This window comes from Nocardia sp. NPDC057272 (assembly GCF_042668615.1).
GTDB lineage: Bacteria > Actinomycetota > Actinomycetes > Mycobacteriales > Mycobacteriaceae > Nocardia.
On sequence record NZ_JBHUYK010000033.1, the window covers coordinates 26,301 to 40,086 of the forward strand.

General features: G+C 65.8%; 13 protein-coding genes and 1 tRNA gene. 6 read left to right on the top strand and 8 right to left on the bottom strand.

What is annotated here, in order from left to right; translation table 11 throughout:
* Positions 1-62 precede the first annotated feature (62 nt).
* Both ACFULV_RS30500 and ACFULV_RS30505 read right to left on the bottom strand, forming a co-directional pair.
* Positions 63-1,265, bottom strand: coding sequence for a lipid-transfer protein (locus tag ACFULV_RS30500; protein WP_378662690.1), 1,203 nt, complete (start codon positions 1,263-1,265; stop codon positions 63-65).
* Positions 1,258-1,704, bottom strand: a complete 447-nt coding sequence (locus ACFULV_RS30505; protein WP_378662693.1) for a Zn-ribbon domain-containing OB-fold protein — start codon at positions 1,702-1,704, stop codon at positions 1,258-1,260. Before ACFULV_RS30505 ends, ACFULV_RS30500 begins: the two co-directional genes overlap by 8 nt.
* Before the next feature lie 77 nt (positions 1,705-1,781).
* Here ACFULV_RS30505 and ACFULV_RS30510 point away from each other — a divergent pair, with 77 nt between their 5' ends.
* Positions 1,782-2,576, top strand: coding sequence for a GTP-binding protein (locus ACFULV_RS30510; RefSeq protein ID WP_378662695.1), 795 nt, complete (start codon positions 1,782-1,784; stop codon positions 2,574-2,576).
* Positions 2,577-2,922: 346 nt separating this feature from the next.
* Here ACFULV_RS30510 and ACFULV_RS30515 read toward each other — a convergent pair whose 3' ends face one another.
* The 6 genes from ACFULV_RS30515 to ACFULV_RS30540 form a co-directional block, all read right to left on the bottom strand.
* Positions 2,923-3,141 (bottom strand): hypothetical protein, encoded by a 219-nt coding sequence (locus ACFULV_RS30515; protein WP_378662698.1) that lies wholly within the window; start codon positions 3,139-3,141, stop codon positions 2,923-2,925.
* Between the two features lie 186 nt (positions 3,142-3,327).
* A complete protein-coding gene (gene tnpB, locus ACFULV_RS30520; RefSeq protein WP_378662701.1) occupies positions 3,328-4,761 on the bottom strand; it encodes an IS607 family element RNA-guided endonuclease TnpB in 1,434 nt (477 codons plus the stop codon).
* Between the two features lie 67 nt (positions 4,762-4,828).
* Positions 4,829-4,900: transfer RNA gene (locus ACFULV_RS30525), tRNA-Val, on the bottom strand.
* A gap of 32 nt (positions 4,901-4,932) precedes the next feature.
* Positions 4,933-5,397: a peroxiredoxin gene (locus ACFULV_RS30530; RefSeq protein WP_067456651.1), complete on the bottom strand. Its 465-nt coding sequence runs from the start codon at positions 5,395-5,397 to the stop codon at positions 4,933-4,935.
* 73 nt (positions 5,398-5,470) lie between these two features.
* Complete coding sequence (locus tag ACFULV_RS30535; protein WP_101469203.1) at positions 5,471-5,893, bottom strand: DUF3052 domain-containing protein; 423 nt, start codon at positions 5,891-5,893, stop codon at positions 5,471-5,473.
* A gap of 127 nt (positions 5,894-6,020) precedes the next feature.
* Complete coding sequence (locus tag ACFULV_RS30540; protein ID WP_378639088.1) at positions 6,021-6,569, bottom strand: hypothetical protein; 549 nt, start codon at positions 6,567-6,569, stop codon at positions 6,021-6,023.
* Between the two features lie 216 nt (positions 6,570-6,785).
* Here ACFULV_RS30540 and aceE point away from each other — a divergent pair, with 216 nt between their 5' ends.
* The 5 genes from aceE (at position 6,786) to ACFULV_RS30565 (ending at position 13,709) form a co-directional block, all read left to right on the top strand.
* Positions 6,786-9,668, top strand: a complete 2,883-nt coding sequence (gene aceE, locus ACFULV_RS30545; protein ID WP_378662703.1) for a pyruvate dehydrogenase (acetyl-transferring), homodimeric type — start codon at positions 6,786-6,788, stop codon at positions 9,666-9,668.
* A gap of 44 nt (positions 9,669-9,712) precedes the next feature.
* Positions 9,713-11,014, top strand: coding sequence for a PucR family transcriptional regulator (locus ACFULV_RS30550; RefSeq protein ID WP_378662759.1), 1,302 nt, complete (start codon positions 9,713-9,715; stop codon positions 11,012-11,014).
* A 127-nt stretch (positions 11,015-11,141) separates the two neighbouring features.
* The gene (locus tag ACFULV_RS30555; protein ID WP_358071125.1) at positions 11,142-12,056 is read left to right on the top strand and encodes an ACP S-malonyltransferase; all 915 of its coding nucleotides are present in this window, start codon (positions 11,142-11,144) and stop codon (positions 12,054-12,056) included.
* An 81-nt stretch (positions 12,057-12,137) separates the two neighbouring features.
* Positions 12,138-12,443 carry a meromycolate extension acyl carrier protein AcpM gene (gene acpM / locus ACFULV_RS30560; RefSeq protein WP_056821158.1) on the top strand — a complete coding sequence of 102 codons (306 nt, stop codon included), beginning with the start codon at positions 12,138-12,140 and terminating at the stop codon, positions 12,441-12,443.
* A gap of 9 nt (positions 12,444-12,452) precedes the next feature.
* Positions 12,453-13,709, top strand: a complete 1,257-nt coding sequence (locus ACFULV_RS30565) for a KasA/KasB family beta-ketoacyl-ACP synthase (protein WP_266299014.1) — start codon at positions 12,453-12,455, stop codon at positions 13,707-13,709.
* Positions 13,710-13,786: the final 77 nt, after the last annotated feature.

Genomic DNA, 13,786 nt, shown 5'->3' on the forward strand with positions numbered 1-13,786 from the left:
GGTGGACGCCGAAACCCCGGACATAGCCCGGGGTTTCGGTAACCGGCCGGAGTGATGCAGGGTCAGCGAGTGGCGATGATCGCCGAACCATGGCCGAAGAGACCTTGATTCACCGCGATGCCCGCGCGGGCGTTGTCCACCTGGCGGCCGTCGGCCTGGCCACGCAACTGCCAGGTGAGCTCGCAGACCTGGGAGATGGCCTGTGCGGGGATGGCCTCGCCGAAGCAGGCGAGGCCGCCGCTGGGGTTCACCGGCACCCGTCCGCCCAATGTCGTTGCGCCACTGCGCAACAGAGCCTCCGCTTCGCCCGTCTCGCACAGCCCGATGTCCTCGTACCAGTCCAGTTCCAGTGCGGTGGAGAGGTCATAGACCTCCGCGAAGGACAGGTCGGCGGGACCGATTCCGGCCTCTTCGTAGGCGGCGTGCGCGATGGCCGACCGGAAGGTGCGAGACGGGGGCTCCACGGACACAGCCGAATCCGTCGAGAAATCCGGCAGATCGAGCACGGTTTTCGGGAACGTCGGCGTCACCGTCGACAGCGCGCAGATGCGCACCGGATCGGCGATGCCGTGGCGGCGTGCGTAGTCCATCGATGTCAGCACCAGCGCGGCTCCGCCGTCGCTGGTCGCGCAGATGTCGAGCAGCCGCAACGGATCCGACACGATCGCCGAGGCGGAGATCTCCTCGACCGAGACTTCCTTGCGGTAGCGGGCATTCGGGTTGTTCAGGCCGTGCCGGGAGTTCTTCACCTTGACCGCGGCGAAGTCGTCGAGAGTGGCGCCGTGCAACGCCATGCGGCGGCGGGCGTAGAGCGCGAAATAGATCGGGTTGGTGGCGCCCAGCAGATGGAAGCGCAGCCAGTCCGGGTCATCGCGGCGCTCGCCGCCGACCGGCTGGAAGAAGCCCTTCGGCGTGGTATCCGCGCCGACCACCAGCGCCACCTCGCACAGCCCGGCCAGGATCTGGGCGCGCGCGTTGGCGATGGCCTGCGCACCGGAGGCGCAGGCGGCGTAGCTACTCGAGATCTGCGCACCCGACCAGCCGAGCGCCTGCGCGAAAGTCGCGCCCGAGACGAAGCCGGGGTAGCCGTTGCGGATGGTGTCGGCGCCGGCGATGTAGCCGACGTCGCGGTGGTCCAGCCCGGCGTCGGCCAGCGCCGCACGCGCGGCCACCAGACCGTATTCGACGAAGTTGCGTCCCCACTTGCCCCACGGGTGCATGCCCGCGCCGAGGACGGCGATGTCGCGATCATTCGTGTCAGTCATTGACCGGCCTCCACATCCACACCGTGTGCTCCGCGTCCTCGTCCTCGTACAGCGTCCCGACGGTCAATTCGACCGGCATGCCGACGGCCAGATCATCGACGGTGAGACCGCGCACGACCTGCCCGAGAATCACCATCTGCTCGACCTCGAGCTCCACTGCCGCGACGACGTAGGGCACGAAGGGATCGGCCGAGACGTAGGGCGCGGGCGGCTTGTACCGGGCGTCCGCGTACGACCAGATCCGGCCACGCGTGGAGAACAGGTACTCGGCGAGCTCGGAGCCGTCGTGGGCACCTGTGCACTGGGGGTTGCGGCAGGCGAGTGTGTTCTTCGGGAAGTACGGCGTGCCGCAGTCGTCGCAGCGAGTTCCTTTAAGGCGTACCTGGCCGTCGTCCGCAGTGAACCAGTCAGCCACGGCGGGGCGTTGTTCTTTCTGCACGTGGCCGACGGTATAGGAACACGTTCTACTTTGGGGCGGAATTCCGTTCCAGCGCTGCTCGGGCGCAGGTACGGTGAGTGGATCGAGGATGTGATGACATCGATCTGGAGTACCGCGCGATGGGCACCAAAGCTATTGACCCGCAGTCGATTCGCAACGTCACGATCATCGGCGATGTCGACGGGACGGCGCGGGTGGTCCATCGCCTGCGCCGATGTTTCGGCGACACCGAGAACACGGTCCGCTGGTCGATGGACGGAATCGAGCACACGATTCGCGTCGCCGAGCTATCGGGCGACGCGCTCATCGCCGACCTCGAACGATCCATCCGCGTAGCCGACGCGGTCATCGTTGTCGTGGACGCCGCCGCGCACGCCACCCCGCGACTCGAAACCATGTTGCGCGTCGCCGACGATCACCAGGTCGCCCGGCTGTGCCTGGTCGGCGGCCTCGATCAACCCACCGCCGACTTCGACCGCTGTGTCCGTACGATCGCCGACGCTCGCGGGGCGGCACCGTTGGCCCTCCAGATCCCCGTCGGCGCCGGTGTCGGCTTCGACGTCATCGACCTGGTCCCGCTGTCGGCACTAGAGGCCGCGGCAACCGAATCCCTGGGAAGCCCAGGGCAACCCGCCGAGCGGTGGTGCCGCTCACTCGTAGCGATCCTGACCGAACAGCACCCTGTGGACTCGCTCACTGTTCGAGACCTGCACACTCGCATCCGCCGCCGCACCCGCAACGGCGACATCGTGCCCATCCTGTGCGCCACACCCCTCGCGCGCGACGACATCGCCCCGCTCCTGGACGCCATCGTCCGCTACCTGCCCTCGCCCCTGTACGTCTGTCAGCCGGAACACGCCCTCGACTACTGACCGCCGCGTTCGGACCTGATCGGGGGCGTGGCTCAGTCGTAGTGGCGGCGGTGTGCCCAGTCGCGCCATCAACCCAGCGAAGTGCATAATCGAACGTATGTGCGACTCGATTCGGCTCTACCTGCGCAATGGACGCTGGACAGAACCAGCGCCGCGCTTCTGCCCGAACGGACACCGACTCGGGACAGGCCGGTCGCTCGTCAGCGTGCTGCCCTGCGTCCGAATCGGCGGACACCACCGAACGCACACCTGCCTGGCCTGCGCCACGACCATCTACTGCCCGCCGATCCACAACGACTGCGAGCACTAGCCCTGCGCCGACCGAAATCCCTGTCCGGTGAACGATCTACAGAGGGATGACGATGGGCCCGCAGGAGTTGGCGCCGACGGCGCATCCGATCGCGGTGAGCACGGACTGCACCAGTGCGGAGGAGCCGGTGCCCAACGAGCTGCTGCCCGAACCCGACGGTGCTTCCGCGGCGGCGGGCCCGGCGGCGGTGACCAGTCCGGCAGTGATGGCGAGGGCCGCAGCGCCGGTGCGCAATGCCCGGCCGATGAGAGTCATGTCCGGAATCGTACGGTCGATCAACTGATTCCGACCGCCCCCGAATCCTGGGGCATCGGCACGTTTGACAGCAAGCGCGCTTCCTCCTTCGTCACCTCGCAGCGATTGATGACGCGTGCGGGTTTTCCTGCGGCGAAGACCTGCCACTTCTGCTGCGGGGGGCGCAGAGGGGATCGAACCGTTGTCTCATCGGACAGCTGTCGCATTGCTGCGAGGCGTTGACCTCGGGGGCCTACCCGTGGCAGTACCCATTGCCGACAAGACGCCGGACTTACGCGGGTTTCCATCGGGCTTGTTTAGCGTCCCGACGCAACTCGCCGCGGACGGCCTGTCCTGCTGATGAACCAGCGAGGCAAGGTTTCTGGCCGCGTTGATGTCGCGGTCCAGCTCGGCACTGCAATTTTCGCATCGAAAGACCCGATCGGACAGGTGCAGTTTGTTTTTCACTGCGCCGCATCCGCTGCAAGTCTTCGAGCTGGGGTAGAACCGATCGGCGACAACAAGCGAGGTTCCTCGCCATTTCGACTTGTACGTGAGTTGGCGGCGTAGCTCGCCCCACGCCGCAAGCTGAATCTTCCGACTGAGCCTTCGGTTTCGGATCAGTCCGGCGACATGCAGATCCTCGATGGCTATGGACTCGCAGGAAGTGGTCAGCTGTGTTGTCAGTTGGTGAAGGCTGTCTGTGCGGGCATTCGTCAGCTGTTTGTGCACCCGCGCTATCTCTGCTCTGGTCTTCTCCCAGCGCCGAGATGGTGTGCGGTGGGTCCGCCTATCGGGACCGTGCCGACGTGTGGCGCGACGTTGCAGACGACGAAGCTTTTTCGTGGTGCGCTCGACATCCGGTGGCGCCGCGACGAACCCGTCCTCGTCGGAGATTCCAGGGATCGGCATTGACAAAATCGCCAAGTGCTTGATCCCGAGGTCAACACCGACAACAGGAATCCGTTTGCCTGCAGGTGTAGTCGGGGGGCCGGAGAGCTCGACCGAGAACGATACTTGCCAACGCTCGTTCCGGAAGCTGACAGTGGCAGAACGAATTCGGGCGACCCCTGTTCGGATGTGCCGTTCCAGCGACCGGGTCGACTCCAAAGTGCGGACCACGCCGATCCTGGGAAGTTTGACATGTCGTCGGTCGGTGGCCACCAGCCCGAATGCGCCGGTAGAGAATCGGCAGGACTGTCGACTCCGCTTGGACTTGAACTTCGGGAATCGGCTAACCCGGTTCATACCGGAATCCCGCCCCTTCGCCCAACGATTCAGCGCGGTGGCCAGGTTGGCCAGCCCGCTCGCGTAGGCCTCCTTCGAGTTCTCTGACCACCACGGAGCCGCTGTCGGCTTGGCTGCGTTCCATCGTTTGCGGAGTGCGTAGGCCGACCAGTTCATATGCGGAGTCAGATCTTCTGCAGGGACACCATACGAGCGTTCCGCTTCACGTTGCGCGAAGATGGCCCGAACCATCGCGAGTCCCCAGTTGTAGGCGAACCGCTGGGCGCCGCAATGCGACTGGAGCATGTCCTGCTGGGTGGGGGTGGGTTCCAGCGCGAAGACGAACGCGCGGAGCACAGAGCCGGTCGTTGCCGCGTGACTCGGAGTCTCCGGAGTTGCATCGAGCGAGAGCATGATCCCCCGTCCTGCAGCTGCTGTGATCACACTCCGTAGTCGTGATGATGGACCTGTACAACATCTGTGGGCGCAGTAGGGATCGAACCTACGACCGCTGGTGTGTAAAACCAGTGCTCTACCGCTGAGCTATACGCCCTGGCACCGCCGGGGAGTACCGGCGGTGTCGGGTTATGAATCTAGCGCGGCGAGAGCTTTCTCCCAAGCCGCCTGGTCACGGGCCTGTCCGGGGCCGTTCATCTCCGCGAAGGTGATGTAGCCGGACTTGTCGACGACGAAGGTTCCGCGGTTGGGGTAACCGGATTTCTCGTTGAAGACGTCGTAGGACTGGGTGACGGCGCCGTGCGGCCAGAAGTCCGACAGCAGGGGGAACAGGTAGCCCTGTTCCGCGGCCCAGATCTTGTGGGTGGGGGGCGGGCCGACGGAGATCGCGATGATCTCGGCGTCGTCGTTCTGGAATTTGGGCAGCTCGTCGCGGACCTTGCACAGCTCGCCTTGGCAGATGCCGGTGAAGGCGAGTGGATAGAACACCAGCAGCACGTTCTTCTTGCCGCGGAAATCCGACAGGGTGACGGGCTGGTTGTTCTGGTCCTTGAGCGTGAAATCCGGCGCGAGAGTGCCAACTTCTAGCGGCATACTACGAATCCTCCGTCGTGTCGGGTCCCAGCCGGGCATGCGAGCCCAACTGAGACCCTAGCGAACGGCGGATTCAGCGCTGTTTGGACGGTGCCTTCGGCTGAACGAGGCGTGAGCCGGTCCAGCTGCCGAGGCTGATGGTGGATGTCTGGGTCAGGCCGGCCGTGGGTGCGGCTTCGGCGATCTCGCTCGGATCGACATGGCCTTGTTGACCGGTTTTGGGGGTGAGGACCCAGATGAAGCCTTCATCGGCCAGCGGGCTGATGGCATCCATCAGCTCGTCGGCCAGATCGCCGTCACCTTCTCGCCACCACAGCAGGACGGCGTCAACGACCTCATCGGAGTCTTCGTCGACCATTTCGCCGCCGCTGACCTCCTCGATCTCGGCGCGCAATGCGTCGTCGGTGTCCTCGTCCCAGCCCAATTCCTGAACAACCAAGCCGTGAGAAATGCCAAGCTTCTGAGCGTAGTTCTGCGCGTCCGCCGCGGCGACCACGGTGGTGTCCTCCCTAAACTTCCGACAGTAAGATAGGTGCAAGCGAACATGGTTATCGGCCGTAGCGCAAGCTGATCGGATGAATTGGGACCGTATGCCGCGTGTCGGGAGGGCAAAATCGGCCGTCTCAACAGGCGTCGTGGACTGCGGTGCGTGCCTGGTTGATGGTGCGGCTGGCCTCGTTGAGCTTGCCGACAGGTGAGTTGTAGGTCATCTTTCTGGTCTGCACGGCCAGCTCGCGTGCCGCGACGACGTACGCGGTGAATTTGTCGGCCAGTTCGGTCGGCAACGCGCCTGCCGCGGCGACGACGCCCGACTCCACTTTGGTCGCCGCGTTGTCGAGGGTGGTGGCCGCGGACTCGCGCTTGGCGGCGTAGTCGGGAGCGTTGGTGTCGTGTGCGGAGACGAAGTCGTTGTACGCGGTGACGCCGGCGCCGGTGGTGGTGGCGAACTGGCCGCAGTTGTCGGTGATCGCGCGCTCGCGCGCGGCCGCGGCGCGCGAGGACGCGGCGGCCGAGGACGACGCCGCGGCGGTGGTCTTGTAGGCGGCTACTTCGGCCGCGTCGGTCGTCGGTGTGCCGGGGATCTGCTCGGCACAACCCGCCACCACCGAACCCGCGGTCACGGCGACAAAGGCACAGATCAGCCCCAGTCGGCGCGCGTGCAGCACCCTCATCGTCCGGCGTTCCCTCTCACTCACGTGCGCGACTCGTATTTCCCCGCAGAACCTACCTAATGGTATTCGCGCTGAGGTGATGACCTCGGCAGCCGTTTCGGTAAGGATGGGGGGTGCACCCGAACCTTTCGCAACGGGTGGTCCGCACACCAAGCGGGCAGGCCCGGGGATAGCGACGCCGACCAAGCAGTTCAGCCCCCATCACGAGGAGCAGATTTGACCGACCTGATCCACTCTGCAGCTTCCAACGATCCAGTAGCGACCTCCACCGGGGGCGGTGAATCCACCACCAAACCCACCGGTGAACGGGTACGGGTCATCCGCGAAGGAGTGGCGTCGTATCTACCGGATATCGACCCCGAAGAGACCAGTGAATGGCTGGAATCCTTCGACGACATGCTCGACCGGGAAGGCCCGGGTCGCGCCCGCTACCTGATGTTGCGCCTGCTCGAGCGAGCGGGCGAACGCCGTGTCTCGATTCCGGCGCTCACCTCCACCGATTACGTCAACACGATTCCCACCGAGAACGAACCGTGGTTCCCCGGTGACGAGGAAGTCGAGCGCCGCTTCCGCGCCTGGATCCGGTGGAACGCCGCGATCATGGTGCATCGCGCGCAGCGCCCCGGAATCGGTGTCGGCGGCCATATTTCGACCTACGCGTCCTCGGCGGCGCTCTACGAGGTGGGCTTCAACCACTTCTTCCGCGGCAAGGATCACCCCGGCGGCGGCGACCACGTCTACATCCAGGGCCACGCCTCGCCCGGCATCTACGCGCGCGGTTTCCTCGAGGGGCGCCTGAGTACGGACCGGCTCGACGGATTCCGTCAGGAGTACAGCCACGGCGGCCTGGGCAAGGGACTGCCGTCCTACCCGCACCCGCGGCTGATGCCCGACTTCTGGGAATTCCCGACGGTGTCGATGGGCCTGGGCCCGATGAACGCGATCTACCAGGCCAGGTTCAACCACTACCTCACCGATCGTGGCATCAAGGACACCTCAGACCAGCACGTCTGGGCCTTCCTGGGCGACGGCGAGATGGACGAACCCGAGTCGCGCGGCCTGATCCAGGTGGCCGCCAACGAGGCGCTCGACAACCTCACCTTCGTGATCAACTGCAACCTGCAGCGGCTCGACGGCCCGGTGCGCGGCAACGGCAAGATCATCCAGGAACTGGAGTCGTTCTTCCGTGGCGCCGGCTGGAACGTGATCAAGGTGGTCTGGGGTCGCGAGTGGGACGCGCTGCTCGGCGCCGACCGCGACGGCGCGCTGGTGAACCTGATGAACTCCACCCCCGACGGTGATTACCAGACCTACAAGGCCAATGACGGCGCGTACGTGCGCGACCACTTCTTCGGCCGCGACCCGCGCACCAAAGCGCTGGTGCAGAACATGTCCGACAGCGAGATCTGGAATCTCAAGCGCGGCGGCCACGACTACCGCAAGGTCTATGCGGCGTATTCGGCGGCGATGGCGCACAAGGGCCAGCCGACGGTGATCCTGGCCAAGACGATCAAGGGCTACACCCTCGGCAAGCACTTCGAGGGCCGCAACGCCACCCATCAGATGAAGAAGCTGGCGCTGCAAGATCTCAAGGACTTCCGCGATCTGCAGCGCATCCCGATCAGCGATGCCGAGCTGGAGAAGGACCCGTACCTGCCGCCGTACTACCACCCCGGCATGGACGATCCGGCCATCGAGTACATGCTGGCCCGGCGCAAGTCGCTCGGCGGTTTCGTGCCGGAGCGTCGCTCGTCCGCCAAGGCGCTGAAGCTGCCGGGCGACGAGGCCTACCGCTCGGTGCGCAAGGGTTCGGGCAAGCAGAAGGTCGCCACGACGATGGCGCTGGTGCGCCTGGTCAAGGAACTGTTGCGCGACAAGGAGATCGGCAAGCGGATCGTGCCGATCATCCCCGACGAGGCCCGCACCTTCGGCATGGACTCGTGGTTCCCGACGCTGAAGATCTACAACCGCAACGGCCAGCTCTACACCTCGGTCGACGCGGAACTGATGCTCGCCTACAAGGAGAGCGCGGTCGGCCAGATCCTGCACGAGGGCATCAACGAAGCCGGTTCCACCGCCTCGTTCACCGCGGTCGCCACCTCCTACGCCACCCACGGCGAGCCGATGATCCCGCTCTACATCTTCTATTCGATGTTCGGATTCCAGCGCACCGGCGACAGCTTCTGGGCCGCGGCCGACCAGCTCGCGCGCGGATTCGTCCTCGGCGCCACCGCGGGCCGCACCACCCTCACCGGTGAGGGACTGCAGCACAACGACGGGCAGTCGCTGCTGCTGGCGTCGTCTAATCCCGCTGTGGTGACCTATGATCCGGCGTTCTCGTTCGAGATCGCGCACATCGTGCGCGACGGTCTGCGCCGGATGTACGGCGGCGGCGAGGTTCCGGCCAGTCAGCTGCCCGGCACCGAGGTGCCCGCGGTCGGCACGTTCGGCGGGGAGAACATCTTCTACTACATCACCCTGTACAACGAGCCCTATCAGCAGCCGGCCGAGCCCGACGACCTCGACGTCGCGGGTCTGCTCAAAGGTCTGTACCTGTACCAGGGCGGCGGTGAGGGCGAGGTTCGTGCCCAGATCCTCGTGTCCGGCGTGACCGTGCCCGACGGCCTGCGCGCGCAGGAGATCCTGGCCCAGGAGTGGGGTGTGGCCGCGGATGTGTGGTCGGTGACCTCGTTCGGCGAGCTCCGCCGGGAGGCGCTGGACAAGGAGATCGCGGCGCTCAAGCACCCCGACGCGGATTCGGGTTCGCCCTACGTCACCCAGGCGCTCTCGGCCGCGCGGGGACCGGTGGTCGCCGCGACGGACTGGATGCGCGCGGTGCCCGATCAGATCCGGCAGTGGGTGCCCGGCGACTACATCACCCTCGGCACCGACGGGTTCGGCTTCTCCGACACCCGCACGGCCGCGCGCCGGGTGTTCAACGTCGACGCGCAGTCGATCGTGGTCGCGGTGCTCGAGGGTCTCGTCCGGGACGGCACGTTCGACAAAGCCAAGGCGGTGGAAGCGGCCGCGAAATACGGCATCGACAGCGTGGCCGCCGCGCCGAAGCCGAGTGCGGACGCGGCAGAGGAACTCGCGTAGCGGACTATTGGACTGTGGAGCGCAAACCGCCGCGGCCCCGTCGGATCACCGAGGGCACCAGCGAACACGAGGTCTATCTGCCGACGGGGGCTCTGTCCCCGAATCGGCAGACCCGTGATCCGCTGCCCGACACGCTGCTCAAGCGGGTCAAGCAGTTCTCGGGCCGGCTGTCCACCGAGGCGGTGGGGTCGATGCAGGATCGGCTGCCGTTCTTCGCCGATCTGGACGCCGCGCAGCGAGCGGGTGTGCAGATGCTGGTGCAGACGGCGGTCGTGAACTTCCTGGAGTGGTTGCAGGATCCCGATTCCGATATCCGCTTCAGCCTGGACGCGTTCCAGGTGATTCCACAGGATCTGGCGCGGCGGCTCACGCTGCGCCAGACCGTGGACATGGTGCGGGTGGCCATGGACTTCTTCGAGCAGTGGCTGCCCGCGCTGGCGCGCAACGATCGGCAGCTGGTGGCGCTCACCGAGGCGGTGCTGCGGTACGGGCGTGAGCTCGGCTTCGCGGCCGCCTCGGTGTACGCCAGCGCCGCCGAGTCGCGCGGCGCCTGGGATACCCGCCTGGAGGCCCTGGTCGTCGACGCGGTGGTCCGGGGCGACACGGGCCCGGACATGCTTTCCCGGGCCGCCACGTTGAACTGGGACGCCACGGCGCCCGCCACAGTGCTGGTCGGCACACCGCCGCTGGACCAGGGCGTGTCGACGGTCGGTGCGGTGCACACCATCGCGACTAAACACGGCAGGGCCGCGCTGGCGGTGGTGCAGGGTGCGCGGCTGGTGATGGTGGTCAGCGGGCACCTGGGGGAGTCGGGCATGGGCTCGCCGTTCCTCACCGATCTGCTGGCCGAGGTGTTCTCCGACGGTCCGGTGGTGATCGGCCCGACGATGCGTACCCTCGGCGCCGCGCACGCGTCGGCGATCGAGGCGCTGGCGGGAATGGAGGCCGTGGTGGGCTGGCGCGCGGCGCCAAGGCCCGTTCACGCCACGGAGTTGCTCCCGGAACGCGCGTTGCTGGGCGATAGAGCTGCGATAGAGGCGTTGAACGAGTATCTTGTGCTCCCGTTGGCTGCTGCCGGATCTTCGTTATCCGACACACTCGACGCCTACCTGGATTGTGGCGGAGCAGTAGAAACTTGCGCTCGGCAGCTGTACGTCCATCCAAATACCGTTCGGTACCGACTCAAACGAATCGGCGAGGTCACCGGCCGCGATCCCATGAATCCCCGGGACGCCTATGTGCTCCGAATCGCAGCCACAGTGGGCCGTTTGACACGAACGCATAACGAATCGTCTCCTCCTGTCACAGAAACCCCGCCTGTCCCATTGGGTCACGACCCCCTGTAACGGGATTGGGGAATCGGTCGATCCCGACACCCCACCTCGGATTTTGTGGGACCCCTACAAAAGCGATCGGAAAGCTTCATTCGCGCCGACATCTCATGCGGCGGGGGTCACAGTGTTGTCTTAGGGGGTGATCGCGTTGCTCACCCCTGGACAGGGGTCCCAGACACCCGGCATGCTCACGCCGTGGCTCGCACTTCCCGGTGCGACTGATCGCCTCGAGCTCTGGTCGAAGGCCGCAGGCCTAGATCTGGTCCGTCTCGGTACCACCGCGACGGCCGAGGAGATCGTCGACACTGCGGTGACGCAGCCGCTCGTGGTCGCCGCCGCACTCCTCGCGTTCGCCGAAATCACCCCCGGGTCGATTCCGGCGGATACAGTCGTCGCCGGACACTCGGTCGGCGAATTCGCCGCAGCCGCTGTCGCCGGTGTCATCACCGCCGACGAGGCAGTCGCCCTCGCCGCCATCCGCGGCCGGGAGATGGCCAAGGCCTGTGCGCTGGAGCCGACCGGCATGTCCGCAGTGCTCGGTGGCGATGAGGCCACCGTGCTCGCACGACTCGCCGAACTCGATCTCGTCCCGGCCAACCGCAACGCGGTAGGCCAGATCGTGGCAGCGGGTCGCCTGGAAGCTCTGGCGGAGCTCGCCGCGAACCCGCCGGAGAAGGCACGGGTCCGCGCGTTGCCCGTCGCCGGTGCGTTCCACACCGTCTTCATGGCCCCGGCACAGGAAGCTGTCGCCGATGCCATCGCCCAGATCTCGCCGAGCGACCCGATCCGGACGTTGCTGTCGAACTTCGACGGACAACCGGTCACCTCGGGCGCCGACGCGATCGAAAAACTTGCCGCTCAGGTCACTCGCCCCGTGCGCTGGGACCTGTGCAACGAGACCATTCGCGCCGCGGCCGTCTCGGCCGTGGTCGAGTTGCCGCCGGCTGGCACGCTGGTCGGCATCGCCAAACGGGAGCTGAAGGGCACGCCCAATCTGGCCCTGAAGACCCCCGAAGACCTCCCCGCGTTGGCCGAACTGACCACCTCGGGCTAGCTTTCCCCCCGGCGGTCGTGCACAGCGAAGTGCAGGCCGTTCACGAACCCTACAAATAGCAACAAGAAGGGAGCCACCAAAGTGGCCGCTCTGACCCAGGAACAGATCGTCGAAGAACTCGGCAAGATCATCGAAGAGGTTACGGGTATCGAACCCTCCGAGGTGACCCTCGAGAAGTCCTTCGTCGACGACCTGGACATCGACTCGCTGTCCATGGTCGAGATCGCTGTGCAGATGGAAGACAAGTACGGCGTCAAGATCCCCGATGAGGATCTGGCCAGCCTGAAGACCGTCGGCGACTCCGTCGCTTACGTCCAGAAGCTCGAGGCCGAGAACGCCGACGTCGCCGCCGAGCTCAAGGCCAAGTTCGACAGCGCCGGCGAGTAGGGCCGAACTTTGACCACTCCTGCTCCCAGTACTTTGAACGGGAACTTCCCCAACGTCGTCGTCACGTCGATGGCGGCGACCACGTCGATCGCTGGTGATGTCGATGCGACGTGGAAGGGACTCCTCAACGGTGAGAGCGGAATCGACGTTCTCGAGGATTCCTTCATCGAGGAATACGACCTGCCGGTGCGAATCGGCGGTCACCTGAAGGTCAGCCCCGACACCCTGTTGAGCCGGGTCGAGATCCGCCGCATGGCGTATGTCGAGCGCCTGGCGACCGTTCTCGGTCGCGAGGTGTGGAAGAACGCGGGCAGCCCTGAGGTCGACAACGACCGTCTCGGCGTCGCGATCGGCACCGGACTCGGCGGCGGCGACGCCCTGATCGACTCGGTCGACAAGCTGAAGAACGGTGGCTATCGCAAGATCTCGCCGCTGGCTGTTCAGATGGTCATGCCGAACGGTCCGTCGGCGGTCGTCGGTCTCGAGCTGAAGGCCAGGGCGGGAGTGGTCACTCCGGTCTCGGCGTGCTCGTCGGGTTCGGAGGCCATCGCCAACGCGTGGCGGATGATCGTGATGGGTGACGCCGACATCGTCGTCACCGGTGGTGTCGAGGGCTTCATCGACTCGGTGCCGATCGCGGCGTTCTCCATGATGCGTGCGATGAGTACCCGCAACGACGATCCGAAGGGTGCTTCGCGTCCCTTCGACAAGGATCGCGACGGTTTCGTCTTCGGTGAGGCCGGCGCGCTCATGGTCATCGAGACCGAAGAGCACGCCAAGGCGCGCGGTGCCACCATCCACGCTCGTCTGCTGGGTGCCGGTATCACCTCCGACGGGTTCCACCTGGTCGCTCCCGATCCCGAGGGCACCGGTGCGGCCAGGGCGATGACTCGCGCGATGCAGACCGCTGGTCTGACCAAGAGCGACATCACCCACATCAACGCCCACGCGACCGCGACGCCCATCGGTGACTCCGCCGAGGCGAACGCGATCCACAAGGCGATCGGTAAGCACGCTTCGGTGTACGCGCCGAAGTCGGCACTGGGTCACTCGATCGGCGCCGTCGGCGCCCTGGAGTCGATCCTCACGGTGCTCGCGATCCGGGACGGCATTGTTCCGCCGACACTGAACCTGGACAACCAGGATCCGGAGATCGATCTCGATGTGGTGCACGGGGAAGCCCGTCGCCAGGAAATCGAGTACGCGATCAACAATTCCTTCGGTTTCGGTGGGCACAACGTCGCGCTCGCCTTCGGTCGGGCATAAGCCGCCGACTGCATTCCGATCCCCGGTGGGGGTCGTGCCAACTGAATGGTTCGACTCCCACCGGCGGTTCGCCACAG